The organism is Wolbachia endosymbiont (group A) of Ophion costatus, assembly GCF_963969245.1.
GTDB lineage: Bacteria > Pseudomonadota > Alphaproteobacteria > Rickettsiales > Anaplasmataceae > Wolbachia > Wolbachia pipientis.
In genome coordinates this window covers 151,615-176,922 of the sequence record NZ_OZ017714.1, presented here as the reverse complement: position 1 = coordinate 176,922, position 25,308 = coordinate 151,615, and the positions used below count along the sequence as shown (strand labels likewise).

Annotated in this window: 23 protein-coding genes and 2 tRNA genes; 16 read left to right on the top strand and 9 right to left on the bottom strand. The window is 35.6% G+C overall.

Translation table 11 applies throughout. The features are described from left to right. The first annotated feature begins 69 nt into the window (after positions 1–69). The 3 genes from AACH21_RS00915 to infC are packed head-to-tail and all read left to right on the top strand — an operon-like array spanning position 70 to position 2,782. Positions 70–357, top strand: coding sequence for a hypothetical protein (locus tag AACH21_RS00915; RefSeq protein ID WP_049973587.1), 288 nt, complete (start codon positions 70–72; stop codon positions 355–357). Then, on the top strand, positions 350–2,251 hold the full coding sequence (thrS, locus tag AACH21_RS00910) for a threonine--tRNA ligase (protein ID WP_338482591.1): 1,902 nt from the start codon (positions 350–352) through the stop codon (positions 2,249–2,251). Before AACH21_RS00915 ends, thrS begins: the two co-directional genes overlap by 8 nt. Before the next feature lie 12 nt (positions 2,252–2,263). Beyond that, positions 2,264–2,782, top strand: a complete 519-nt coding sequence (gene infC / locus AACH21_RS00905; RefSeq protein ID WP_338482589.1) for a translation initiation factor IF-3 — start codon at positions 2,264–2,266, stop codon at positions 2,780–2,782. A 28-nt stretch (positions 2,783–2,810) separates the two neighbouring features. Here infC and nuoF read toward each other — a convergent pair whose 3' ends face one another. Together nuoF and AACH21_RS00895 are read right to left on the bottom strand one after the other, a co-directional pair. Beyond that, positions 2,811–4,064, bottom strand: a complete 1,254-nt coding sequence (gene nuoF / locus AACH21_RS00900) for an NADH-quinone oxidoreductase subunit NuoF (RefSeq protein WP_338482797.1) — start codon at positions 4,062–4,064, stop codon at positions 2,811–2,813. Positions 4,065–4,083: 19 nt separating this feature from the next. Continuing rightward, a tRNA-Lys gene (locus AACH21_RS00895) sits at positions 4,084–4,156 on the bottom strand. Between the two features lie 341 nt (positions 4,157–4,497). On the opposite strand from AACH21_RS00895, the gene AACH21_RS00890 reads away from it, so the two are divergent. The 4 genes from AACH21_RS00890 (at position 4,498) to AACH21_RS00875 (ending at position 7,616) form a co-directional block, all read left to right on the top strand. Further along, positions 4,498–4,573 (top strand) — tRNA-Ala (locus AACH21_RS00890). A 213-nt stretch (positions 4,574–4,786) separates the two neighbouring features. After that, positions 4,787–6,214 (top strand): magnesium transporter MgtE N-terminal domain-containing protein, encoded by a 1,428-nt coding sequence (locus tag AACH21_RS00885; RefSeq protein WP_338482588.1) that lies wholly within the window; start codon positions 4,787–4,789, stop codon positions 6,212–6,214. Between the two features lie 27 nt (positions 6,215–6,241). Continuing rightward, a protein-coding gene (locus AACH21_RS00880) for an IS5-like element ISWpi1 family transposase (RefSeq protein ID WP_236514306.1) occupies positions 6,242–7,074 on the top strand; the annotation gives its coding sequence in 2 pieces (ribosomal slippage) (positions 6,242–6,611 and positions 6,611–7,074; 834 coding nt in all). Continuing rightward, positions 7,071–7,616: a TIGR02217 family protein gene (locus AACH21_RS00875; RefSeq protein WP_236514304.1), complete on the top strand. Its 546-nt coding sequence runs from the start codon at positions 7,071–7,073 to the stop codon at positions 7,614–7,616. Before AACH21_RS00880 ends, AACH21_RS00875 begins: the two co-directional genes overlap by 4 nt. A 130-nt stretch (positions 7,617–7,746) precedes the next feature. Here AACH21_RS00875 and AACH21_RS00870 read toward each other — a convergent pair whose 3' ends face one another. The 4 genes from AACH21_RS00870 to purE all read right to left on the bottom strand — a co-directional run bounded on the left by AACH21_RS00870 (position 7,747) and on the right by purE (position 14,584). Next, on the bottom strand, positions 7,747–8,535 hold the full coding sequence (locus AACH21_RS00870) for a hypothetical protein (RefSeq protein ID WP_006279249.1): 789 nt from the start codon (positions 8,533–8,535) through the stop codon (positions 7,747–7,749). Between the two features lie 197 nt (positions 8,536–8,732). After that, positions 8,733–11,378 carry a 2-oxoglutarate dehydrogenase E1 component gene (locus AACH21_RS00865; RefSeq protein ID WP_338482587.1) on the bottom strand — a complete coding sequence of 882 codons (2,646 nt, stop codon included), beginning with the start codon at positions 11,376–11,378 and terminating at the stop codon, positions 8,733–8,735. Positions 11,379–12,267: 889 nt separating this feature from the next. Continuing rightward, positions 12,268–14,085, bottom strand: coding sequence for a DNA mismatch repair endonuclease MutL (gene mutL, locus AACH21_RS00860; RefSeq protein WP_338482586.1), 1,818 nt, complete (start codon positions 14,083–14,085; stop codon positions 12,268–12,270). 7 nt (positions 14,086–14,092) lie between these two features. Beyond that, the gene (gene purE, locus AACH21_RS00855; RefSeq protein ID WP_006280351.1) at positions 14,093–14,584 is read right to left on the bottom strand and encodes a 5-(carboxyamino)imidazole ribonucleotide mutase; all 492 of its coding nucleotides are present in this window, start codon (positions 14,582–14,584) and stop codon (positions 14,093–14,095) included. Between the two features lie 436 nt (positions 14,585–15,020). Between purE and AACH21_RS00850 the strand changes: the two genes are divergently transcribed. The 9 genes from AACH21_RS00850 (at position 15,021) to AACH21_RS00810 (ending at position 20,748) form a co-directional block, all read left to right on the top strand. Continuing rightward, on the top strand, positions 15,021–15,317 hold the full coding sequence (locus tag AACH21_RS00850; RefSeq protein WP_010081926.1) for a helix-turn-helix domain-containing protein: 297 nt from the start codon (positions 15,021–15,023) through the stop codon (positions 15,315–15,317). A gap of 60 nt (positions 15,318–15,377) precedes the next feature. Further along, positions 15,378–15,785 carry a DNA-directed RNA polymerase subunit omega gene (gene rpoZ / locus AACH21_RS00845; RefSeq protein ID WP_007548528.1) on the top strand — a complete coding sequence of 136 codons (408 nt, stop codon included), beginning with the start codon at positions 15,378–15,380 and terminating at the stop codon, positions 15,783–15,785. Positions 15,786–15,813: 28 nt separating this feature from the next. Further along, positions 15,814–16,059 (top strand): monovalent cation/H+ antiporter complex subunit F, encoded by a 246-nt coding sequence (locus AACH21_RS00840; RefSeq protein ID WP_007548527.1) that lies wholly within the window; start codon positions 15,814–15,816, stop codon positions 16,057–16,059. A 6-nt stretch (positions 16,060–16,065) separates the two neighbouring features. Next, the gene (gene mnhG, locus AACH21_RS00835; RefSeq protein ID WP_338482585.1) at positions 16,066–16,353 is read left to right on the top strand and encodes a monovalent cation/H(+) antiporter subunit G; all 288 of its coding nucleotides are present in this window, start codon (positions 16,066–16,068) and stop codon (positions 16,351–16,353) included. A 1-nt stretch (position 16,354) separates the two neighbouring features. Next, positions 16,355–16,882 (top strand): DUF4040 domain-containing protein, encoded by a 528-nt coding sequence (locus tag AACH21_RS00830; protein ID WP_006279704.1) that lies wholly within the window; start codon positions 16,355–16,357, stop codon positions 16,880–16,882. Further along, complete coding sequence (locus AACH21_RS00825; protein WP_338482584.1) at positions 16,875–17,294, top strand: Na(+)/H(+) antiporter subunit B; 420 nt, start codon at positions 16,875–16,877, stop codon at positions 17,292–17,294. The genes AACH21_RS00830 and AACH21_RS00825 overlap by 8 nt, the downstream gene beginning before the upstream one ends. Beyond that, positions 17,291–17,602 carry a cation:proton antiporter subunit C gene (locus AACH21_RS00820; RefSeq protein WP_006279706.1) on the top strand — a complete coding sequence of 104 codons (312 nt, stop codon included), beginning with the start codon at positions 17,291–17,293 and terminating at the stop codon, positions 17,600–17,602. Before AACH21_RS00825 ends, AACH21_RS00820 begins: the two co-directional genes overlap by 4 nt. Before the next feature lie 138 nt (positions 17,603–17,740). Further along, entirely contained in the window at positions 17,741–19,627 is a 1,887-nt protein-coding gene (rpoD, locus tag AACH21_RS00815) for an RNA polymerase sigma factor RpoD (RefSeq protein WP_338482583.1), read from the top strand. Between the two features lie 140 nt (positions 19,628–19,767). Next, on the top strand, positions 19,768–20,748 hold the full coding sequence (locus AACH21_RS00810; RefSeq protein WP_010082050.1) for an SGNH/GDSL hydrolase family protein: 981 nt from the start codon (positions 19,768–19,770) through the stop codon (positions 20,746–20,748). A gap of 175 nt (positions 20,749–20,923) precedes the next feature. Here AACH21_RS00810 and AACH21_RS00805 read toward each other — a convergent pair whose 3' ends face one another. The 3 genes from AACH21_RS00805 to carB all read right to left on the bottom strand — a co-directional run bounded on the left by AACH21_RS00805 (position 20,924) and on the right by carB (position 25,255). Beyond that, positions 20,924–21,301 (bottom strand): hypothetical protein, encoded by a 378-nt coding sequence (locus AACH21_RS00805; RefSeq protein WP_077188453.1) that lies wholly within the window; start codon positions 21,299–21,301, stop codon positions 20,924–20,926. Next, on the bottom strand, positions 21,298–21,504 hold the full coding sequence (locus AACH21_RS00800; RefSeq protein WP_077188452.1) for a hypothetical protein: 207 nt from the start codon (positions 21,502–21,504) through the stop codon (positions 21,298–21,300). Before AACH21_RS00800 ends, AACH21_RS00805 begins: the two co-directional genes overlap by 4 nt. Positions 21,505–21,880: 376 nt before the next feature. Beyond that, positions 21,881–25,255: a carbamoyl-phosphate synthase large subunit gene (carB, locus tag AACH21_RS00795; RefSeq protein ID WP_338482582.1), complete on the bottom strand. Its 3,375-nt coding sequence runs from the start codon at positions 25,253–25,255 to the stop codon at positions 21,881–21,883. Positions 25,256–25,308 lie beyond the last annotated feature (53 nt).

The following is a 25,308-nucleotide window of genomic DNA, read 5'->3' as shown; positions in this document are numbered from 1 at the left end:
GCCCACTAGGGGTGGTGTCATCCCAGTAGCTGATACACAACTGTACGAACATTTGTTTGCGAGGGCAGTATGTTAAATGTTATAGCCTGTTTTGCCTCAAACACAAAGGTGTCATCCCAGTGCTTGACACTGGGATCCAGTAAAATTGATTGTGAACAAGCACACTATACAACATTTTCAATGAAATTACAAAAAAGCTGGATTCCAGTGTCAAGCACTGGAATGACACCATTTGCTGTGCAATTTACCTTCGAAAATGAATGTTCGTATGGCTATGTGCGTGACACTGGGATGACACCGTTGGAAGAAGCAAACCGCCTTCAAGCTACATGTCCGTATAGGTTTATTTATGGTTAGGGTTACTTTTTCAACCGAACAAAAAGTAAAAGAATACAGTGGTAAAGTCATTGGCTTTGATATATTACAACCAGATGCTTTGAAAGAAGCAATTGCCTTTAAGGTAAATGGTGAGTTGCATGATCTCTCACGTGAAATTGAAGCTGATGCAGAGATAGAGGTGATACAACTGAGTGACGAAGCGGGTTTAGATATAATAAGGCATGATGCTGCTCACATAATGGCACAGGCAGTGAAAGAGCTATTTCCTAATACTCAGATTACTATCGGCCCAACAATTCAGGACGGTTTTTACTATGATTTTGCTACAGGTCGTACCTTCACTACGGACGATCTTACCGCAATAGAAAAGAAAATGAAAGAGATTGTAAAAAGTAACCACAGATTTGTTCGAGAAGTTTGGACTCGCAAGCAGGCAATTGATTTCTTTAGTGGTATAGGCGAAAAATATAAGGTTGATATTATCTCATCCATACCAGAGGGTGAAAACCTAACTGTTTATAGGCAAGGTGATTTTATTGACCTATGTCGTGGTCCGCACTCACCATCAACCGGCAGAGTTAAAGCGTTTAAACTTATGAAAGTAGCGGGTGCATACTGGCGAGGTGATGCAAAGGGCCCAATGTTGCAGCGAATATATGGTACAGCATGGAGAAATAAGGATGAATTAAACGCTTACCTTGAGTGCCTCAAAGAAGCAGAAAAACGTGATCACCGCAAAATTGCTAAGGATATGGATTTATTTCACATTCAAGAGGAAGCTGTTGGGCAGGTTTTTTGGCATGAACAAGGATATATTCTATATAATGTTCTTGAGTCTTACATCAGAAAGAAGCTAATAAATAATGGCTATTTTGAGGTAAAAACTCCTATTTTAGTAAGTAAAGAGCTGTGGGAAAGATCTGGACATTGGGATAAGTTTCGTGAAAATATGTTCGTTGTTGACGAGTCTGAAAATAAAAAGTTAGCAATAAAGCCTATGAATTGCCCTTGTCATGTGCAGATTTTTAATTCTCACACCAGAAGCTATCGTGATTTACCGATACGTATGGCAGAGTTTGGCATATGCCATAGAAATGAAAGCTCAGGCTCATTGCACGGACTGATGCGAGTGCGTGGTTTTACGCAAGACGATGCACACATTTTTTGTATGGAAGAACAAGTGAATTCTGAGACTATAAAGTTTTGTGACCTTTTAAAAGAAGTATATTCAGAGCTTGGATTTAATGAAATTTCTGTGAAATTTTCAGACCGTCCAGATATTAGAGCAGGTAATGATGAAGTATGGGATAGAGCTGAAAAAGCGCTGCTTGAAGCCGTTAAAGAAGCGGGCTTAAGTTATGAACTGAGCCCTGGTGAAGGTGCATTTTATGGTCCAAAGCTAGAGTTTGTTTTAAAAGATGCAATAGGCAGAAGCTGGCAATGTGGAACATTACAAGTTGATTTCATTTTACCAGAACGTCTGGGAGCTTTTTATATAGGGGCAGATGGACACAAGCATCACCCTGTCATGTTACATAGGGCAATTCTTGGAACTTTTGAACGTTTTATTGGAATTTTGATAGAAAATTATGCAGGAAAATTTCCAGTTTGGCTTGCTCCAACGCAACTTGCTATTCTGACCATTACAAATGAAGCTGACGGTTACGCCACAGAAATTAGCAATATTTTAAAAGAACAAGGTGTGAGAGTCAAGACTGATTTGACCAATGAAAAAATTAGTTATAAGATACGTTTGCATAGTCTAAACAAGGTTCCTATATTGTGGATTGTAGGCAAAAATGAAGTTACAAGTAAAACTGTGTCAGTAAGAAATTTAGGATCGGAAAGACAGGAGTCTTTTTCTTTGAAAAAGGCTAATGAATCGCTGTTAAAAAGTATTAATTTGAATTAAGGGAGTTAAAGTTTGCAAGTTAAAAAGAACAATAAAAACAGAATTAATGGATTTATCACAGCTAAGGAGGTACGCTTAGTTGATCATAGTGGTGAAATGGTCGGAATCGTGCCAATAGAACGAGCTTTGGAATTTGCACATGGTGTTGGTTTAGACTTGGTGGAAATTGCACCTGATTCAACCCCTCCAGTATGTAAAATTCTGGATTATAGCAAGCAAAAGTATGATATAAAAAAGAAAGCAAGTGAAGCAAAAAAGAAACAAAAAACATTAACTATAAAAGAAATTAAACTGGGTCCCAATATTGGTGATCACGATTACGGAACAAAATTGCGTCAAGCAAGAGACTTACTTGCCCACGGACATAAAATTAAAGTCACAATGAGATTTAGAGGGAGAGAGCTTATAAACACTGAAGTTGGACTGGAAAAATTAGAACGGCTAATTCGAGACACTGAAGATATCGCAAAGGTAGAATTGGCACCTAAAAGAGAAGGGAATCAATATTTTTTAGCTCTGGTTGCTAAGTAGCAAAACGGCTTAAGAAGTATAAGTAAAGTTAAATTATCGCTCTCTCTTTGATAACATGGCGAAAATGTCTTATTAATCCTTGAATCGGCCAAGCTGCAGCATCGCCAAGCGCGCAAATTGTATGTCCTTCTATTTGAGTTGTAAGGTCAAGCAGCTTATCTATTTCATCAGGCTTAATATCTCCTGCCACCATCCTCTTCATAATCCTCCACATCCATCCAGTACCTTCACGGCATGGTGTGCATTGTCCACAGGACTCATGCATATAAAAGTGTGATAACCTCTCTATTGCAGCTATTATATCAGTTGATTTATCCATCACTATTACAGCAGCAGTACCAAGCCCTGATTGTGCAGTTCTTAATGAATCAAAATCCATTTCAATAGTATCGCATATAGATTTTGGAATTAATGGCACTGAAGACCCACCAGGTATTACAGCAAGTAAATTATCCCAACCCCCTCGCACTCCACCTGCGTATTTTTCAATCAATTCACGTAGTGGAATTCCGAGCTCTTCTTCAACATTACACGGGTTGTTTACATGTCCTGAAATACAAAAAATCTTAGTACCAGTATTATTTGGTTTACCAAGAGATGCAAACCATTCTCCTCCGCGATTTAGAATATCTGGAACCATGGCTATAGTTTCAACGTTGTTTATTGTGGTTGGACAGCCAAAAAGTCCAACACCTGCGGGAAATGGAGGTTTCATGCGAGGAAAGCCCTTTTTTCCTTCAATTGATTCAAGTTGAGCTGTTTCTTCTCCACATATGTAAGCTCCTGCACCCCTATGGATAAATACATCAAGATCATAACCTGATTTGCAGGCATTTTTTCCAATTAAGTTTTCTTTATAGGCTTCCTCAAGTGCTTTTTTCAGAACTAAATATTCATTATAAAATTCACCCCTGATGTAAATATACGCAACTGATGCGCTGATCGCTTTGCCGGCTAGGAGAATTCCCTCAAGTAACTTATGTGGCTCATATCGCAATATATCTCTATCTTTACATGTACCAGGTTCTGACTCATCTGCATTGACTACTAAATATGCTTTTGGAAGATTCTTGGGCATAAAGCTCCACTTAAGGCCGGTGGAAAATCCTGCACCCCCTTGACCTCTCAAACCAGATTTCTTTACTTCATCAATGATCTTTTCTGATCCTAAATCCAGTAATTCCTTTGTTTTTTGCCAGCTACCACGTTTTTTTGCACCCTCAAGTAGTGGAGTTCCTTTACCATTTAGGTTGGTGAATATTTTGTCTTGTTCTTTTAGCATGTTTTTCAAAATTTGTGAGTGATCCCGACGCGATTCGAACGCGTGACCCACTGATTAAAAGTCAGTTGCTCTACCGGCTGAGCTACGGGATCATTTCATTTTTCAGCTATACTAAACATCAATACAGTTTTTATCCGTTTTAATCAAACTAAAATTTTCATGTGTGGTTAAATAAATTATATAATATACTGCGTTAGTGATAATTTAGTTAAAAAATCTATGAATAATTTAAAAAAATTTCCAAAGGAAAACTTCTTGTTAATTTTCAGTTCACAGATTTATTTGGATGATGTGAAGTATAACGCTAAGGAGACAAAAAAATAGAGAAGTGTGTACACCCTGCAGAATTTGTACGCTATTTAGCAATAGCCTAATAGATAAATATTTCTTGCATTTCAGCCTGAGTGATTTATGCTTTAAGCAAGAATTACCTGGGGGTATAGCTCAGCTGGTAGAGCATCTGTTTTGCACGCAGAAGGTCAGCGGTTCGATCCCGCTTGCCTCCACCAGTCTATATTAGCTCTAGCCGCCACAAAACCTGTCAAAGCAGCTTATTTTAATCTATGAGGATTTTATACTACTTCCCTGAAAATCCCTATTTCTTTTCGTAACTTTTCTCTACACAAGTAATGTTGGTTATTACAATTGTAATATATACCAACTTAACAATAAATTAATCAATAAATGTTAGAATACTAACAATTAATTTATTGGTAACGCCTATGAGTGGAAAAAAGCATGTTTTTAAGATGGTACCTGGAAAAGAGGTGTTTAGAAAAACCCCGACTAAATTGATAAAGTGGCCTGAAGGTTATGATCCTACAATGTCTATTAAAAAAGTTGAGCTTGTATCGCTGGATGATAAAAACGATGTAGCACTAGGCTTATTACCTATAAAACTTTGCGGCAGTTCTTGCCTAGACAGTTACATATGTCTGGAGGAAGAAAATGAAGGAAATCTGGTAGCCAAAGATTATAAAAGTGATTCTAACTTAGATTATGTAAAAAGTAACCATACATTTGTATATTACGGTAATGAGTTGGCTAAGTTATCATATACAAGAGAACTTGTGCAGCCTTTCAAAACTATGTGTAGCAGTTCTATTAAATCAAAAAAATTGGAATACAAATATGTAACATGGGAAGATTCAGATACTGGCAACAATAAATATTATTTTTCAGACGAAGCAGGAAATATAATCGATTCACCTGACAATGAGGTATTACAAGACATTATGTTATACTACGGTGAGAGACATATAAGAGATGTGCTACTGTTGCTATCAAGCACGTTTACCAAAGTTTTTATTCAGGGCCTAACAGACGACCAACTAAAAACTCTTACCAATACTTTTAGTAACGAGCAACTGCAAAAAATCATTCCTGAACTGAGTTCAAACCAGTTGCAAGCTTTAGTAGATCATCTAACCAATCACCAGCTAAAAACCCTCGCTCAGGAACTAAATCCAGAAAAGTTACAAATAATTGTTCCTATTTTAAATGATACTCAGCTTGAAGCTCTAGTGAGAAAATTAAATTCAGAGCAAGTAAAAGAAATTTTACCTCACTTAAAAGTGGATCAGTTCAAAGCACTTATTAAAACTTTAAATGACGAGCAATTTACAGTGCTTGCAAAAGACTTAGCTGAGCACCACTTGACAATACTCTCCAAAGAATTAGAAGGTGATCAGTTGAAAGCTTTAGTAAATAGTCTGCAAGAAGACCAACTGAAAGACTTAGTTAATAAGCTTGATCATGATAAACTTGGCATAATTGCTCAGGATTTAACTGATTCTAATAGGATTCAGATTATCATTAAGTCTTTAGCTGACAACCCAGAAAAACTTCAAGCTTTTGCTCGCAATATGTCTAATGAGCAGTTTAAAGAACTTTTGGATAACGTAGGTGCAGAAGAGCTTAAAGACATCATTCACAAACTGCCTTATGAGAAAGTAACAGCTGTGATTGGTGATCTTGGCAATCAAGATCAGTCTAAAGCTATTATTGATGCATTAAAAGGGAAACTTGACGAGCAGAGTAAACAGAACAAGGAAATGATTGAGATGCTCAAGCAAATCAAGGACGATATGCCATATTCTGCACATGACCTAATTCTTAGAGGTTGTCCGGAAACAAGTAAAAGGCTATAATATCCGAAATTTTAGTACGGGGTAAAGATGAGAAAAAAGTATCCAACAGATCTAAGCGAAAGGGAATGGGCAAGAATAGAAAAACACTTCAGAGTATCATACAAGAAAGGAGGAAGGCCGCCAAAGTATAGCAAAAGAGAAATATTAGAAGCAATTTTCTATGTATTGCGTACAGGGTGTCAATGGCGGTATTTACCAAATGATTTTCCGCTATGGAAGACTGTGTATGAGCAGTTCAGGCAATGGAAGAAGCAGGGAATTTTTGAGAAAATGAATTATGAAATTACAAAATATAGTAGAAGAAAAATAGGAAGGAATGAGCAGCCGAGTGCCTGTATAGTAGATAGTCAATCTGTAAAGACTACAGAAAAGGGGGGATCAAAGGCTATGATGGAAGTAAAAAAGTAAAGGGTAGAAAAAGGCATATAATTACAGACACTCAGGGTTTTATACTAGGTTGTTACGTAGGCGCTGCTAACGAAAATGATAGAGATGGTATTAAAATAGCATTAAACAATATGAGAACAAAATATACTAAAGTTAAAAAAATGTGGGCTGACATGGGATACCAAGGAAGAAATTTAAAGAATCACATAAAGGAAGAATATGACATAGATATTGAAATTGTTACAAGGCCTCCATGTAGATTTTGGGTGCACAAAGATACGCCACCTGAGCTACTACCAACAAGAGAACAAGGGTTTAAAGTACAGCCAAGAAGATGGGTTGTAGAAAGGACTTTTGCTTGGGTTAATAGGAATAGAAGGCTATCGAAGGAGTATGATTTACTCACAACATCCACTGAGAATTTCATATACCTAGCTATGAGTAGGGTTATGTTAAAGAGGGAATATGCTTGAATTTACTAGTTTCCGGACAACCTCTAACAACTCACAATGGTTGTGAACAGCGCAACATCAATTGGTCTCATGCACGCACTAGATACAACATAGCTTACGGGGTCAGATCAAACGAGCAGCTACTAGAACTAATAACATTTTTTCATGCACGAAAAGGTAAAGCAATAGGGTTTCGTTTTAAGGATTGGTCGGATTTTATAGCCATTAATCAAGAGATTGGTATAGGAGATAACAAAAAAACGACTTTTCAGCTAATCAAAACTTATGTAAGTGGGGAAGATAAGCATATACGTATGATCAAAAAGCCAGTACATGGGACAGTAAAGATTTATTTAAATGGTAAAGAAGAGAGTGAATATTCAGTAAATTATTCAACGGGAGAAATAACATTTATGAAGCCACCAGTAAAAGATGCGATAATCACTGCGAGCTTCGAATTTGATGTGCCCGTACGCTTTGATACAGATTACTTAAACGCTTCGATTGATGACTATGGAAGCAATAGCTGGAATAATATCCCCTTGGTGGAAGTGAAATTTTAGTTATAAGCGAGCATAGATCCACATCATAGTAGGGCTACTAGTCTACCATAAATTGAAAAATTAAGCACCACTGAGGCTCTATACCTAAATGAGCCTCAGTATATGCAATTATTTTAAACTTTATCACCAGCTATATACTACAATGTTGCTGAGCTTTGCTAACATTTACACTTGAAGCTTGGGGAGATTCTAACTCAGTGCTTTTTTCTTCCTGCAAAATAGAAAGCTTCAACAACTCCTTTAGAGTTGATTTTGCAAGTGTTGTATCATCTTTGTTTAAGATGTAGTCTAGCATGCCGTTTTTCTGTAAGAGATTAACAAAATATCTATCTCCCTCATTAAGAACCTCTATCTTGTTAATACAAGATAATACTAAATCCGAATTCTTTGTTGCTAAAATTCCATTCAAAAAGATATCTAATTTTGTTTTATCTTCAGTTAAGTCTTCAGCTAACCTATTTCTGATATTCTCATTGTCAAACACAATGTACTCGAGGTACGAGGAAGGCTCAATAAGTATAAAGTCCTCTAAAGGCACTAGTTCTGGATAGGTGCCAGCGTAATCAAGTATGCCACACTCAGTAATACACCCTCCTTTTCTTATAACACAGCAATTGAGACGACCATGATACATTGATAACAAAGAAAAAAGACGTATTATACTTGTACCTCTATCTTTCATTTCCTCGAAAAGCTTCCTATCATTTATTAATTTGTGCAAAATGTAATCCATAGCAGGACCTGGTTTGCGGAAATGAAACATATTATTCTCTTCAAAAATGGCCTCAGCTAATTCGATAGATTCTTTATCCTCATCTACGAAAGCTTTTTCATTTCTATTTAACTGTATGATCTCAGCTTTGCTATCTCTGCGTAGACCAGTTCTCCTTATTAACATCTCAAATATTTTTGTATTCATATATATCCTATATTAGTTAAAGTAAATATTAATAATGTTTACTTTTTAAATAAAAATCTTTTATATTTGCTTGAGTACCAAAAGGGCTTTATTGGTGTAATGCGTTTTCTATTGCGCCTGGCCGCAGCGCGTGATGCAACCGGATTCAAGTGTCAGCTACTTTTATAGCACCACTTCTGCTTCAATAACTGTAAATACTAAGCGATCTGTCTTAAAATCTCCTCTTGTTGCTGAGCATGTACACTAGCATAACCACATGCAGGAGATGCAGCAGCAAGTCTTGCAATGCACTTAGGTCTTTTTGCTTGAATATTGAGATTGGATAACACTTCTTCTATCAATGGGTTGACAAAAAACCATCCTCCCATATTTTTTGGTTCTTCTTGACACCATATAATTTCAGCGCTTTTGTATTTTTCAAGTTCAATACTTAGTTTATCGGCAGGAAACGGATAGAATTGCTCCAAACGTATTACTGCTATATCGTTTATTTTTTGTGCTTCACATATGTCGTAATAAACTTTACCACTGCATATTACAACTTTACGTATTTTATCATTCGAAACTAAATCTGTTCTATATTCTGGAATCACCGTGAGGAATTTTCCTTCAAAGTCAGATAGGTTAGAAACTGCTCTTTTGTGACGCAATAGCGATTTAGGTGTAAACACTACTAAAGGCTTACGAAAGTCTCGATGAATTTGCCGACGTAAAACATGAAAGTAATTTGCCGGAGTGGAGCAATTAACTATCTGCATATTATCTTCTGCACAGAGTTGTAAAAACCTCTCTATACGAGCAGAACTATGTTCAGGTCCTTGCCCTTCATAACCGTGGGGCAACAATAAAACTAGACCGCTTGATCGCAACCACTTTGTTTCTGCAGATGCGATAAACTGGTCGATCATAATTTGCGCACCGTTTGCAAAATCACCAAATTGTCCTTCCCAGAGCACCAGTGAATACGGGGAATCAAGACTATAGCCATATTCAAAGCCCATTACAGCATACTCTGATAAAGCGCTATCTATGACCTCAAAGTGAGCTTGCTTTTCATTTATATTGTTTAGCGGAATAAACGCTTCTTCTGTTACCTGATCAACAAGCCTTGAATGACGGTGCGAAAAAGTGCCACGGCCAGAGTCTTGGCCTGATAAACGCACTTCTATTCCTTCTGTAAGCAGTGACGCAAATGCAAGACTTTCGGCAGTTGCCCAGTCTATATTACTGCCGGAATTTATACTGTCTATTCTGCCATCAAGTATTTTTCTAACCTTATTATTAATGTTAAAGCTACTTGGGATATTGCTATTTATATACACACCTAATTTTTTCAACTCATCTGGCGGAACACCAGAATCTGTATAGTATTCGCTCAAATCGTTCAACCTTGCCCTTCTTAATTTTGACCATACTCCACAAAACCAGTCAGCTTTTTTTGGAGTGTAAGTCACTGATTCAGCAAGACTTTTATCTAATTTTGCCCTGAATTCACTGCGTAATTTATTTACTTCATCACCACTTAATACTTTCTCTGCAGTCAATTTTTCTTCATACAATGTTCCAGGAGTTTTATGCTTTGATATCACCTTATACATGAGTGGCTGAGTGAAATTCGGTTCATCACCTTCATTATGGCCATATTTGCGGTAACATATTATGTCAATCACTACGTCCTTTTTAAATTTCTGCCTATATTCCATCGCCAAATTCGCAACAAAACTCACAGCTTCAGGGTTATCTCCATTAACGTGAAACACTGGAGCTTCTATTGATTTTGCTACATCAGTGCAATAAAAAGAGGACCGCGCACAACACGGATTAGCAGTAAAACCAACTTGGTTATTAATGACAACGTGCACAATGCCATCCACCTTATAGCCTTCAATATTGCTTAGGCTCAAGGTTTCAGCAACCACTCCTTGACCGATGAAAGCCGCATCACCATGAATTGATATGCCAAGCACAGATCTTATATTCTGTTTTGCTCTTATTCTTCCAGCCAAAACCGGATTTACCGCTTCAAGATGAGATGGATTAGGGCATAAACTTAAATGTATTTTTTTGCCACCTGAAAGTGCTCGATCAGAAGAATAACCAAGGTGATATTTAACATCACCGGACACCTCAAGACCACTTGGGTGTGCGAGATTGCCTTGAAATTCAGATAGCATTGCCGCATATTCTTTTCCCATAACTTTGGTTAGAACATTGAGCCGTCCGCGATGAGCCATACCAAGAACTACTTCTTCAATACCATAACCAGCGGAATCACTAATAATTTTTTCAATTGCAACAATAGCTGATTCTCCACCTTCGATAGAAAAACGTTTATATCCAGGAAATTTCATATGGAGAAATTGCTCGAACATCTCAGATTCGATCAAGCGCCTCAGTATTTCCTTTTTATCTTGTGAACTCAGCGTATAGGTTTGATTTTCGATCTTTTCCTGCAGCCACACTCTCTCCTCATAAGAGGAAATATGCATAAATTCAAAACCGATGTTCTTGCAGTAAATATCTCTATAGATTCTAGTGTCACCCATAGGAGAGAGATTCGAATATTTCTGATAATCTACTTCCTTATTCACATTGGGTGATAACGGATTAAGATCCGCAAAAAAATGACCGTAAGATCTGAAAAAATTTGCTAAACTAGAAACTGAATCATCCACCTTAGTTGCACGCTGTGCACCGCAGGTCTCCGCTTTATTAACTTCTAAATTGCTTGAAAAAATTCTATACCAATCCTCCCCGATTGATTTATCACCCTGCAAATAACGGCTATACATTTCTTCCACAAATTCTGCATTATCACCATAAAGGCAGCTTAAACTCGACATAATCACTATAAAAAGTATCAAATACTTATAAGTATAACTTAAGTTTTTTAAAAAAGAACTTTTTTAGTTTCTATACGTCATACTGCGATTCATTCGCGGTATCTCTTAACATAGATCCCGCTAACACGTAGCGGGATGACGATTGTCAGGGTGTCATTCCAGCGCGTGACGCTGGAATCCAGTTTTTATTTGCAGCCTACTTGACTCGAAGCTAAGTTTTCTGGATCCAAATAGTCAAGGCACTGGGATGACAAAAAAAGGAGCACTGGAATGACAAAGCTATAGGTTGCAAGCGAGACGTCATACCGCCGCGGCGCTAACAAGAGATCCCGCTAACACGTAGCGGGATGACGGTTGTCGTTTAGCTATAAACATTAAGAAATTTACTAAGCGAAAAAAAAGGCAAAAGAAGCCCCGTGGTTGGCTAATTACTTACATTATACTTTCAAGTATGGCGTTTTTTTATTCTAAACGCTTAATAACCGCGATTTAGCTGCTTTTTAATGCAACTAACCTTTAGTCATAAATGTTTAAGAAATTTACTAAACAGAAAAAAAGACAAAAGAAACCCTAGGGTAGCTAATTATTCACTATCCATTTTTTAAGTTGGCGTTTTTTTATGTTTTAAATGCTTTATAAGCGCATTTTAGCTTATATTAGGTAAAAACCTAGAATTTTATAAAGACATAAGGTGCACATAGTGCAAAAAATTAAACATGAGACGCCAGATTCGTGAGTTTTTTTGTCATTTAATCTGTACAGAGAAGATAAATAAATAGCTTCACTTTCATGGTAAGGGGGCTGACGGAGTTTGTCAAGGAAGTTTTTTCGTTTCTATGAGCTACTTGGATGACGAGAAAGGAGCACTTACATATTTATGGCAACCTCATTACCTACGCTCAAAAAGTTTTTCAATATCACTGAGTTTCATTTCTATATAAGTTGGTCTTCCGTGGTTGCATTGCCCGGAATATGGGGTTTTTTCCATTTGTCTCAGCAGCTCATTCATTTCATCTAACCTCATTTTTGTACCCGCTCTAATTGATCCATGACAAGCGATAGTGGCCAATATTTTGTTCACTTTATCTTCTACTGGCAATGTATCTTCTATTTCCGTTAATCTATCGACTATATTAATTAGCATCTCTTTCACATCTATTGCTCCCAAAATTGCAGGGATTTCTTTTACTATCACTTTATTTTCTGATTTGATCTCAATATCAAAACCCATTTCAAATAACTTATCTTTATAAACTTCAATCATCTCCATTCCGGCTTGATTTTTGATTTCAACCGTTTCAGGAAGAAGTAGTTTTTGTCTTTTTACACTTGATTTTTGTTTTAAGCATTCATATACTAGCCTTTCGTGGGCTGCATGCTGGTCGACTATAATCAATTTGTCTCTTACCTCGGCAATAATGTAAGTATTATAGACCTGACAGCGTGCAAACCCGAGCGGGTGGCTCTCTATCAAATCAACTTGCTCTAACACCTTTTTTTCTAGAACCATAGTCTCCGCTTGTGATGGTAATTTCTGTATGCCGGTATAATCAAACGATTTTGACTGTTCTGATAAGCTTTTTACTCTTTCATTTGGAGAAGCAAATTCTTTTATTAGTTGATTTTCAAAAGGACTTGGCCTTCTTTCATTTTGAACATTAGGTTTATCAAAAGGATCTGGCAATGTTGAATCCATTTTCTGGTCATGCGCTAGAAAGGTGCCTATCCTTCTTGACAATGCTTTAATTAATCCTCTTGTCACTATCTCATATATGAGCTTCTTATTCTGAAACCTTACTTCTGACTTATTTGGATGCACATTTACATCTACTTGATCATAAGGTATCTCTAAATGTAACGCTGCGAAAGGATACCTATCGCTTGGAATAAAATCATGATATGCATACCTAACTGCGCCAATAAGTAGATTATCTTTGATTGGCCTTCCATTAACAAACGTATAGATCTGAGTTGACTTACCACGATTGACGGTCGGTTTACAGATGTGTCCCGTAAGTTTAATGCCGTCTTCTTCTTCATTAATCTCCAGAGAACTGCCCTGAAATTCTTCTTCTACTTCACACAATCTATGAAATAACGAAGTCTGCTTAGCGTATTTTAAGAGCTTTTTATTACCTGAAGTGAGAGTAAACCCTATATGATAGTTAATCATTGCTAGGTTATTTACAATATCAACAATGCTTTGAGTTTCTGCTCTTTCGGTTTTTAGAAATTTTAGTCTATTTGGAGTGGCAAAAAATAAATCTCGTACTTCAATATGTGTCCCTTGTGATAAAGAGTAAGGAATCAGCTCCCCTATTTTCTCTCCACCCTCATAACTTATAGACCATGCTTCATTTGCTTCTCTTGCCTTAGACGATAATTTTATCCTACTTACTGCTGCTATTGAAGGCAGAGCTTCTCCTCTAAAGCCAAGATGCTTGATTTCTATCAACTCATTGTCGCTCAATTTTGAAGTAGCATGGCGCATAAACGCAAGTTCTAAATCGTTTTTTTCTACTCCGTTACCATCATCTGTCACAATAATAAGGTTACGCCCACCACTTTCTATTTTGATCTCTATTTCTAAACTTCCAGCATCTATTGCATTTTCCACTAATTCCTTTACTACACTTGCTGGCCTTTCTATCACCTCCCCCGCTGCTATACGGTTTATGGTTTTTGTGTCTAAAAGAATTATTGCCATAGATTTATTATGAAACTGGTTTTTCTTTTACTTCTTTGGTCTGTTTCTCTCTCCACTTTTTTAACCTACCTGCAATTTCACTGTTGGAAATTGACAATATAGATACGGCAGTAATGGCAGCATTATATGCTCCATTTTCTCCTATAGACATGGTTGCAACTGGAACACCCTTTGGCATTTGAACTATAGAGAGTAGACTGTCCAGCCCATTTAATTGTTTACTATGCACAGGAACGCCGATAACTGGTAAACAAGTTAGTGACGCAACCATACCAGGTAAATGAGCTGCACCTCCTGCACCAGCTATAATAACCTTAAAACCTTCTTCTTGTGCAGATTTAGCAAAATTGAAGAGCCTTTCTGGTGTTCTATGTGCAGATATTATGAATATATCATGTGAAACTTCTAATGCTTTTAACATATCAACAGTATGGACCATAGTGGTGTAATCTGACTCACTTCCCATAATAACAGCAACATCTTTTTTTATTTTTGTCATATTCAACACAATTTTACTTACTAACTAAATAATGTTCCAGCTAAAAAGCAACAAATATTTAAATTATATTATAAATGTAATATATAGAATTCTCGTTAAAATAGAAATTTTAAAAATTTAAATAAATATTTATATTAAGATATAGAGATATAAACTTCTTATGTAAGATAAATTTATAAAATAATTATTTTTGTATTTCAAGCTTTGTAATCTTAGCTTGTTCTTTCTATAAATGGTTTTTTCAGATAGACTGATGGTAAAATGGTAATTTAAAATTACTAGAAATTTGATAAAAATATTAATATATAATCAACTTAAAGTTTTAAATATTGATATCATATAATTATTGACAAGTTACATGATATTAATATCTTGGTATATTAAATATTATGTTATAATATTTAATAAAGTTAATTGATATGTGAGTGTAAGAATTATGGAAATAATATCGTTAAATAACTTAGACAGTGCAGGAATAAAAACAAAGTTGCTTTATATAATAAATAAAATTATAGAAAAAAATGCTTGGACTCAGGCTTTTGCAGCTGAGAAACTTGGTATTGATCAGCCAAAGGTATCGCAAATTAAAAATGGTAAAATAGATGGTTTTTCTTTAGAGCGATTGTTAGGATTTCTAAAAAAACTTGATCATGAGATAACAATCACGATGACAGAAAGCCAAGAAATAAAATCTGAGGCAGAAAAAGTAAAACATGAAGTTGAATCGCAATAGATACAAAGTTGACAACTTGTTTTTTGTGATATAGTATAAAACTTATTAAGGTAGTATCTTATGGCTGAGTCTATTGTAGAAAAGTGTATAGAACGGGTAAGTAACCGTTTCAAATTGGTTCTGTTGGCAAGTCAAAGAACACATGATTTAAATACAGGGGCAAGTAATCCAATTCAAGCAGCTAAGTTTAAAGGTCATAAAAATACCATAGTTTCCTTACATGAAATAGCAGGAAAACAGGTGGATACTCATGAGCTGTTTAGCCTTTTGGTAGGTAGATGCAAGGAATACATGAAAGGAAATATGAATAATGTTTACAGCAGTAATACAAGTAAGCTAGCGAATTTATTAAATTTTTCTGATAACACAGACCTTGATGCAAGTCAAGAAAGCCAAGATTATGAAGTGGATGGTGAAATAGATGATGAAATAAATGATCAAGATGGCGATGAAGAAGTATCCGTTTAGAAATCTACTGAAGTTACATAGTCTTTAAATGATTTGCATTGCTATCTATACACTGTTGTTCTGTATGAGTGTAATGTTGTGTTGCATAGTGTCTAAGTCAAATGATGTGTACAATAAGGTTTTAGCGTTCAATAATTTCTCAACGCAAGTAGTTGTACTTATAACAGCAATATCAATCATTCTGAATAATTTTTTTTTAATTGATATAGCATTGTTGTATGCTAGCGTTAGCTTTATATCAACTATAGCACTAATGAGATTAATGTTGTTTTGATAATTTATGATAGGATCCATTTTCATATTTTTAGGTATTTGTTTGATAATTATTTCAAATATAGGGGTGATCAGATTTCCTGATTTCTATACTAGGTTACATGCAGCAGGTATTACAGATTCTAGCGGTGCAACGTTATTGTTAATTGGTTTTGCTTTGCAGAATGGATTTTCAATCAATACTGTTAAAATAGTATTATTAATTTTTATAATATGGTTAGCTAACTCAACTAATAGCTATATTTTAGCGCGCACTCATTATAAAGTTAAGAAAAAAACTGTTAAAGAAGGCTAAGGTGTTAGAAATATTAAATGTAGTGTTACTTTTGTTGTTACTAACAGTTACGGTTTTTATAGTTTTCTCGCGACATTTAGTCGTAAGTGCTGTTCTAATGTGTGTATTTAGTTCACTGATTGCGCTTATACACTTAATTATGAATGCACCTGATGTTGCAATTACTGAAGCTTCTGTTGGTGCGGGGCTCAGTACAGTTTTTACGTTTGCAGCACTCTCCTTGATAAAGAATCATAAAGTAAATCTATCTCATAACCCTATAACGCTTTTTTTTATGTTATTTCTGGCTGTATGTTTGTCATATTTTATGATTCAATTGCCAGATTTTGGCAGCCACAATGCTCCGATCCACTTGCATGTTGCTCCTTATTATGTGGAAAATACCGAAAAAGCTACCGGTATTCCTAATATAGTGACAGCTATTTTGGCAAGCTTTCGTGGTTATGACACGTTTGGAGAAACTATAGTAGTTTTTACTGCTGCGCTTTGTATAACGTTGATATTAAAAGAAGAAAAAGAAAATGATTAAAGATCCGATATTAAATGCAGTAACATTTTTGATGATACCTTTTATCATTTTATTTGGTTTATACATACAATTTCACGGTGATTACACTCCGGGTGGAGGTTTTCAAGCAGGAATAATTATTGCCTCCGGGATAATATTATATTCAATGCTATTTGGTGTATCTACAACTCTAAAAGCAATACCTTATTCTGTGATTAGATTGAATAACGTGTTAGGTATTTTAATTTATGGAGGAACGGGCGTTGCAACAACTTTACTTGGCCAAAATTTTTTATCTTATGATATCTTGTTAACCAATAATAGAAACGGTCAAAAATTAGGTATTTTTTTGGTGGAATTAGGTGTAGCATTTACTGTCTGCTCCTCTATGTTAATTATATATATAAATTTTGCTCGTAGGAAAAAACAATGACTTTATATAATTATACGATTATTATTGTATTAATGGTGCTAGGTTTATATATTATTATAAACGATAAAAATTTAATCAAGAAGATGATAGGGGTAAGCGTCTTCCAAGCATCTGTTTTGTTATTTTACATATCTCTAGGATATATAAAAAGTTCCTTGCCTCCTATATTGGTTTCAAATTTTTATTCATATAGCAATCCTATACCCCATGTTTTAATGCTTACTGCTATAGTGGTTGGAATTGCAACATTTTCAGTTGGATTATCCATAGCAGTAAAAATGGAAGAAAAGTATGGAACAATCGATTAAGACAAGTGTACATAAATTAACAGTATCTTAAACTATATGAAGTAACAAATAGCCACAAGTTAAAAGTAAAATTATAGACTTGCTCGTTGTAAGTTTGTTTGTTAATAAGAAATAAAGTTATAAACTATAAAGGTAATGATGTCAACTATTAATGATGCAGAAGATAAGAAAAAAATTATCAAAGATCTGGTAACTAAGAGTGTAAAAAAGGGTGGTTTTATCACCTTTGATGATATAAATGATAAATTATCAGATGAAAATTTTTCGTCTGACTTTATAGATGATGCTATATCTTTATTGCAGGATTCCGGAATTAATGTGCTTGAAAGTAGCGAAGATGAAGAAGATATTCCTTCCAACAGTGATGATAGTAAACTTGATGATGATGACACATCGCCAAATGTTACTGCAACTTTAGTACAAAATGATGATCCAGTGAGGATTTATTTACAAGACATGAGCTCCGTAAAGCTTTTATCAAGGGCAGATGAAATCGAGATAGCAAAAAAAATTGAATCTGAAAAGCATAACATGTTACGTGCAATAATTGAAACATCAGTAACATTAAAGGTGATAAAAGTATGGCGTGATGATTTAAGTAATGGAGCTCTCTTGCTGAGAGAAATTATAGATCTGGATGCAATTTATAACTCTGATTTTAATGTGGTACCCAAAGAAGAAAGTGAAGAAAGTGCTGAAGATGCTGAGTACTGTAGTGATGATGAGAAAGACGGTAATAATGAAGATATAAGTTCAGTCAATTTAAATGTTTCTATTCTTGAAATGGAAAGTGACTTATTGCCAAAGGTCATAGTTGCATTGGATGAGATAATTACTTTAACAAATGAAGCGTTGATATTAAGAAAAAATTCTAAAAATTTCTCTAATGAGCTAGAAAATTTGTATAATCAAATATGGTCTATAGCATTACAAATTAAGTTAAGTGATGCTGCTGTTGCCAGAATTACACAAGAACTTTATAAGATAAATAGATCCATTACGCTTGAAGAGGCTAATCTTATTGCTGAGGCTAGAAAATACGATATCGATAGAGAAAGTTTCTATAAAGTTTATGATGACGTGCTTTTAAAGCACGAATTGAAAAAGATAAGTCTTTTAAAGATCAATGAAAATCAGTCCTCTTTTACAGGTGAATTAAAAAACAAATTTTTAAGGTTTATAGACGATAACTCTGAACATATAGCTAGTACCTTGAACGGTATTAAGCAGCATATACAGGAAGATAACGTACAAGAATTTAAGGAGCTAATCAAGAGAATACAAAAACACGAACGAGAAGTCTCTGAAGCAAAGCAAGAAATGATTAAGGCTAACTTAAGGCTAGTAGTTTCCATTGCTAAGAAGTATTCAAAAAGAGGCCTTGATCTGCTTGATTTGATACAAGAAGGCAATATTGGTCTTATGAAGGCCGTGGATAAGTTTGATTACAAACGTGGATATAAATTTTCAACTTATGGCACTTGGTGGGTAAGACAGTCAATCACTAGAGCAATACCTGAGCAGTCTAAAGTAGTTAGAATACCAGTTCATATGGTGGAAATTATCAGTAAAATCAACAGAGCATTAAGAAAGATGACTCATGAGATGGGAAGAGAGCCGACGTTAGAGGAATTGAGTGTAGAACTGACAATGCCACTGGAAAGAATACGCAAAGTTATGAAAATAGCAAGGGATCCAGTAAGTCTTGAAGCTCCAACAGGAAAAGATGATAGTAGTACCTTTGGTGATTGTATAGAAGACAAGCGAGTCTCCAGGCCAGAGGATGCTGCAATACTTGCTGACTTGCGTGGCATTACAACCAATGTTCTTGCAACTTTAACACCAAAGGAAGAAAGAATTTTAAGAATGCGTTTTGGCCTTGGTAAAGATGGGAAGGAACATACCTTAGAAGAAGTAGGAAAAATTTTTAATGTAACACGTGAGAGAATTAGGCAAATAGAGGCAAAAGCACTGCGCAAGTTGAAACATCCAAGCCGTGCTAGAAAACTTAGAGGGTTCTTTTAAGTATACGTGTCAAGTTAAGAAAAAGCTGATTTTGCCCGGAAAAAGTGGAGAGCAAGTTAGGCCAAAGTTGTATAATTTCACCGCTATTTTTCTTTTTCTATGAATCTAATGAAACAACATGCTAATCTACGGTAAATATTATGACAAACAAAAATGACAATTCTAATTCAAAGTATAGAAATTTTTATGTTCTGGGTGATAGCTTATCCGATAATGGCGCAATCATTGGAATTTTAAATAATTTATCCTTTGCAAAAAGCGTAAAATTTGATGATCCTTTTTATCAAGGAAGATCTTTTAGCAATGGCCCTACTGCTGTTGAATATATAGCAAAATATTTAGATTTAGATGAATTTAAACCTGGGTGGAGTTATTCATTTTTTGGGAGATGCCACGAACAGCAAGGTCAGAATTACGCAGTTTCATATGCAACAGCATCTGAAATTTTTGACCCTATTTTTTCTTATTTCTTCAATAAATTTCGTTTAGCTAACCAGCTAGATGCGGTAATTAAACATCATCCAGATATAGGTAAAGAAGATTTATTTTGCATCATAATCGGCGGAAATGATGTTATGGTTGCCACTGCTTATGACGATACTAAAGCGGAAGAAGTGTTGGAACAAGCAGTGAGTGAAATATGTAATGCACTTAAGGTTCTAAATGAACATGGTGTTAAGCATGTAGTTGTTGCAAATGCACCTGAAGTTGGCTCAATACCAGCTTTTAATAGAGATGAAGAAGCAAGGGAACTAGCTACAAAGCTCACGGAGAGTTTCAATGCAAAACTGGCTAAAGGCTTAGATTATATGAAGAAAAGTACAAATCTTGAAATAAAAGCATTTGATCTTAACTCTAAAATGAGAAGTATGTTTAGCGAATACAAGAGCAAAGGTTTAAATTGTCAAGATGCATGCACATCGAACATTGCAGACCAAGTTGGGAGATTTAAAGAAAATATAAAAATACTCTTAAAGTTGATATTTAAAGGGGAACTTGACGTTCACTATAACCCTGGGTGTAGCAAAGAAACACTAAAGGATTATTTCTTTTTTGATTATTTCCATCCAACTGCGGAACTTCATCATGAAGTTGGTAATGAAGTGTATGAGTTGATTTGACACAGTTTTTTTGAACATATCCTTTTAAATAGTAACCAGACTGCATTCTGTGATTTTTAGCAAAACACGATCTTTCATTTGAGCTTTCTTCAATTTAAAATAAATACAGAAAATTGCTGCCTATAGCTAAACTGACTTAGATTTACCGACAATTTGAAAAACCGTCATCCCGCTACTATATAGTTATTGATATATATTTTCTTTTAAGCTCTTGGTTTTGATCGATAAATGTAATCATTTCATCTTCTAAAGTTTTAATTTGATTACGTAAAATTGCAAGAAGTTCCTCTATTTGTTTGATTATAGATGTATCAGTTACCTGTTGGATTTGGGTTTTTTGTATTTTTGCTATTTCTACAAGTTGGTTTCTACGAGATAATTTTTGTTTCAAGCAATCAATATTACCATTACTAACTGTTAAAGGAGTAACACGCATATCTGTATTATTAATATAACGTGAGATGATACTGCAGTCTGTTTTATCAGTTTTTGTGGTAATACCAAGGCTTTTAGCATAGTCTCTCCCACCTTGGTTGAATGACGTACACCTCATAAAGTATAGGCACATAATTTTTCGTATCCACCAGTTGCCTCAAGACCAATTTTGGTTACATTATGCAAACGTAAAAAGTCCAGCATTTCATCAATGGATTGTACATTGTTTTCAAATATTTTATAATGCTCAAGTGGGTGAATGTGGAGATCTAATTTACTTTTGCTAACATCAATGCCAGCAATAATGTTTGATGAATTCATAATTCCTCCGTAATAATAACATATACTGCATTTTCCAGCCTTATATACGAGCCTAAAAGCTCAATCAGTTGTTCGGAACTTTCAGTATAATAAACCAGAGAAGAGAACCTTGCTGAACAACGATTCTTATAATCAAGGGGCGTGACGGTTCCTCTTCTCTGTGTGTCTTTAATATCACTACTTTGATATTTATAAAGACTTGTTCTTAACATATAAGGGAAGTGTCCTCTAGGTAAGATTGTGGAGTATTCGTTGTAGCATTTGGCTGTTCAATTACGCTAGTTGATTCTTTAGGTATACTATTTCCTTCAAAATTTCCATCTTTTTATTATGTTCTCTTTAGCATTTTGAGAGTGAATTATTCTAGTTTTGATATTTAACCGTTTTGTATCTGCTGTAATGATTTCACTTCCAATTTGCTATTCTTTACATATTGAATTGCAAGCACTAACGCTTTACTCCCAGAAGCTGTGGTACTGTAAGCTATATTTTGCAAAATAGCAGTTCTCCTGATATCTTTGCTATCTGAAACTGATTTCACACCTTTTGAGGTATTGATCACTAGATTTATTTTTCCATCTTTGAGCATATCAACTATGTGGGGTCTGCCTTCTCTCACTTTATTTACAGTTTGTGCAGCAATGCCATTATTATTCAGATAAGAAGCTGTACCTTTGGTTGCATATATTTCAAAACTCAGTTCTTTCAACATTCGTACAACAGGCAATATATACTCTTTATCATCATCTTTTACTGAAACCAGAGCTGTTCCTTCTGTTGGTAACTTGTATCCTGCAGCCATGTGCGTTTTTGCAAGTGCAGCTTCAAATGATGAGTCAATTCCCATCACTTCTCCTGTTGATTTCATTTCAGGACCAAGTAGAGTATCAATTCCCGAAAAACGCGTGAATGGAAAAACAGCAGCTTTAACTGCAAAATGATTGAAAGGCTTGTTTTCCTGATTCAATTTTTTACCCAAAATAACCTGAGTGGCAAGCTTTGCAATAGGAATATTGATTACCTTGGAAATAAAAGGAACTGTGCGACTAGCCCTTAAATTCACTTCAAGTATGTATACATCACTAGACCTCTTGCATAACTCGATTTCTGAAGGCAATTTTGTCGTCAAAGCTTGTCTGCGCTCCTCAAATACATTCGAGTATTCTGTGGTGCTCACCTGCACTTTTCCTAAAGATTTCTCATCACAAACAGGTTCTGCAAGAGGTCTATTCTCTTGAACAGCAAACTGAATGTTTATCAGACCTTTCACTTTTAATGCTAATGCTATTCTCTCAGTTTGGAGCTCGATCTCTTTTATTACTTCGTCACTCAATGTATTTGTCGGTATTGAGCATGTTGAATCGCCAGAATGAATACCAGCTTCTTCAATGTGCTCCATGACCGCTGCAATGAAAACTTTTTCCCCATCACATACAGCATCAACGTCAACCTCAACTGCATTGACTAAAAATTTATCAAGAAGCAGCGAACCATGCTCAAAGATTTTAGTTTGATCTAAGACGTACTCTTTAAAGCTCTGAGTATCGTGTCTAATCGACATGGATTGACCACCGAGGACATATGATGGCCTGACTACTAGTGGAAACCCCACCTTTTCTGCATTGGTTAACGCTTCTTCTACTGAATGGCAGATAGAACTTTCAGGTTGTTTTAAATTAAGTTGCAAAGCAAGATTTTTAAACCTCATGCGATCTTCTGCAAGGTCAATAGAATCAAACGAAGTTCCCAGAATTTTGAAACCTCTCTCGTTAAGCACTTTGGCTAACTTTAAAGGTGTTTGACCACCTATTTGAACTACTACACCAACCAGTGTGCCATTTTCTTGCTCTTTGCTTAGTATTTCAAGCACATCCTCTGCAATCAGTGGGGCAAAATATAAACGATCAGCGGTATCGTAGTCAGTTGAAACAGTTTCTGGATTACAGTTGATCATTATTGTTTCATACCCCATTTCTTTGGCGGCAGAAGCTGCATGTACGCATGCATAATCAAATTCAATACCTTGACCAATGCGGTTTGGACCACTTCCTAAAATGACAACCTTTTTTCGGTCAGAAATGTCCGCTTCGCATTCTGTCCTATTTGTAATGTTTCCCTCATAACAGCCATACATATAAGCAGTGCTCGATTCAAATTCAGCTGCACAGGTGTCTACACGCTTATAAACTTGTTTGATGCCAAATTTTTTTCTTGTTTCTTCGATTTGCTCTACTTTCTTATTGCTTAATTTCGCCAATCTTGCATCTGAAAATCCCATTTTTTTCAGCTCTAACATTTCATATGCAGTTCCAGGGAGGCCGTTTTCCTTGATTTTTTGTTCAGCCAAGATGATTTGCTGTATATTCTGCAAAAACCATAAGTCATAACCTGTAATTGAATTTATTTCTTCTATGCTAATTCCGTGGCGCATTGCGTCAGCAGCAATCAGTAATCTGTTTGGTAGCAATTTTGCTAATTGAGATTTTACGTGATCAATATCAATGTTCTCAGGAAACACTTCATCAAGTCCTGTAAGATCAGTTTCAAGTGAACGAAAAGCTTTCTGCAGTGACTCATTAAAAGTGCGGCCTATAGACATTACTTCTCCCACTGATTTCATGGAGGTTGATAGTTCACAATTCGTTCCTTTAAATTTCTCAAACTCAAATCGAGGAATTTTAGTGACGATATAATCAATCACTGGTTCGAATGCTGCTGGTATTATTGGAGCACAGTCGTTACGTATTTCGTCGAGCGAATAGCCAATAGCAAGTTTAGTTACAACTTTTGCAATAGGATAGCCTGTTGCTTTCGAAGCAAGTGCAGAAGAGCGAGAAACCCTTGGATTCATCTCAATCACAACGAGGCTTCCATCTTCTTTAGGATTCACTGCAAATTGAACATTTGCACCACCGGCACTAACATCAATTTCTCTCAGCACTGCTATAGATGCATTTCTCATTTGTTGATATTCAGCATCACGCAGAGTCAAAGCAGGAGCAACCGTAATACTATCTCCGGTGTGCACTCCCATCGGATCAACATTTTCTATCGAACAGACTATTATGCAGTTATCTTTACAATCGCGGATAACTTCCATTTCATACTCTTTCCAGCCGATAATTGATTCATCTATCTGAACTTCATTTATTGGCGAAATTTTGAGAGCACTTTCTGCGATATTGAAAAACTCCTCTTTATTATATGCTATGCCACTACCTGCACCACCAAGAGTGAATGATGAACGAATGATTGCTGGTAATCCAACGTAATCCAAAGCCTTTTTTATTTGTTCTTGATTTTTTATAATGATACTTTTGGGGTATTTCAGTCCTATTTTATCCATGGATTGGCGGAATAACTCTCTATCCTCTGCTTTTTTTATTGCTTCTCTATTTACCCCTATTAATTCTACGTTGTATTTGTCTAACACTCCATCATCTGCAAGTTTTATTGCACAATTGAGCGCTGTTTGCCCGCCCATTGTTGGCAATATTGCGTCTGGCCTCTCCTTAATTATAATTTTCTCTATGATTTCAGGCAGTACCGGCTCAATATACGTCGCATCAGAAAACTCAGGATCTGTCATTATAGTTGCGGGGTTGGAGTTAACCAAAATGACTTTATAACCTTCGCTTTTTAATACTTTACAGCTTTGCGTTCCGGAATAATCAAACTCGCATGCCTGACCTATAACTATTGGGCCTGCTCCTATTACTAATATAGATTCTATATCTGTGCGTTTCGGCATAATTACAATAACGGTCTCTATTCAAGTAATGTTACCAATCTTTCCTGTATATG

Bases quoted from the DNA above. Each gene is read 5' to 3' on its own strand.
- AACH21_RS00915 (WP_049973587.1), top strand. From the start codon at position 70: ATGTTAAATGTTATAGCCTGTTTTGCCTCAAACACAAAGGTGTCATCC.
- thrS (WP_338482591.1), top strand. From the start codon at position 350: ATGGTTAGGGTTACTTTTTCAACCGAACAAAAAGTAAAAGAATACAGT.
- nuoF (WP_338482797.1), bottom strand. From the start codon at position 4,064: ATGCTAAAAGAACAAGACAAAATATTCACCAACCTAAATGGTAAAGGA.
- AACH21_RS00885 (WP_338482588.1), top strand. From the start codon at position 4,787: ATGAGTGGAAAAAAGCATGTTTTTAAGATGGTACCTGGAAAAGAGGTG.
- AACH21_RS00870 (WP_006279249.1), bottom strand. From the start codon at position 8,535: ATGAATACAAAAATATTTGAGATGTTAATAAGGAGAACTGGTCTACGC.
- AACH21_RS00865 (WP_338482587.1), bottom strand. From the start codon at position 11,378: ATGTCGAGTTTAAGCTGCCTTTATGGTGATAATGCAGAATTTGTGGAA.
- mutL (WP_338482586.1), bottom strand. From the start codon at position 14,085: ATGGCAATAATTCTTTTAGACACAAAAACCATAAACCGTATAGCAGCG.
- purE (WP_006280351.1), bottom strand. From the start codon at position 14,584: ATGACAAAAATAAAAAAAGATGTTGCTGTTATTATGGGAAGTGAGTCA.
- AACH21_RS00850 (WP_010081926.1), top strand. From the start codon at position 15,021: ATGGAAATAATATCGTTAAATAACTTAGACAGTGCAGGAATAAAAACA.
- rpoZ (WP_007548528.1), top strand. From the start codon at position 15,378: ATGGCTGAGTCTATTGTAGAAAAGTGTATAGAACGGGTAAGTAACCGT.
- AACH21_RS00840 (WP_007548527.1), top strand. From the start codon at position 15,814: ATGATTTGCATTGCTATCTATACACTGTTGTTCTGTATGAGTGTAATG.
- mnhG (WP_338482585.1), top strand. From the start codon at position 16,066: ATGATAGGATCCATTTTCATATTTTTAGGTATTTGTTTGATAATTATT.
- AACH21_RS00825 (WP_338482584.1), top strand. From the start codon at position 16,875: ATGATTAAAGATCCGATATTAAATGCAGTAACATTTTTGATGATACCT.
- AACH21_RS00820 (WP_006279706.1), top strand. From the start codon at position 17,291: ATGACTTTATATAATTATACGATTATTATTGTATTAATGGTGCTAGGT.
- rpoD (WP_338482583.1), top strand. From the start codon at position 17,741: ATGTCAACTATTAATGATGCAGAAGATAAGAAAAAAATTATCAAAGAT.
- AACH21_RS00810 (WP_010082050.1), top strand. From the start codon at position 19,768: ATGACAAACAAAAATGACAATTCTAATTCAAAGTATAGAAATTTTTAT.
- AACH21_RS00805 (WP_077188453.1), bottom strand. From the start codon at position 21,301: ATGAGGTGTACGTCATTCAACCAAGGTGGGAGAGACTATGCTAAAAGC.
- AACH21_RS00800 (WP_077188452.1), bottom strand. From the start codon at position 21,504: ATGAATTCATCAAACATTATTGCTGGCATTGATGTTAGCAAAAGTAAA.
- carB (WP_338482582.1), bottom strand. From the start codon at position 25,255: ATGCCGAAACGCACAGATATAGAATCTATATTAGTAATAGGAGCAGGC.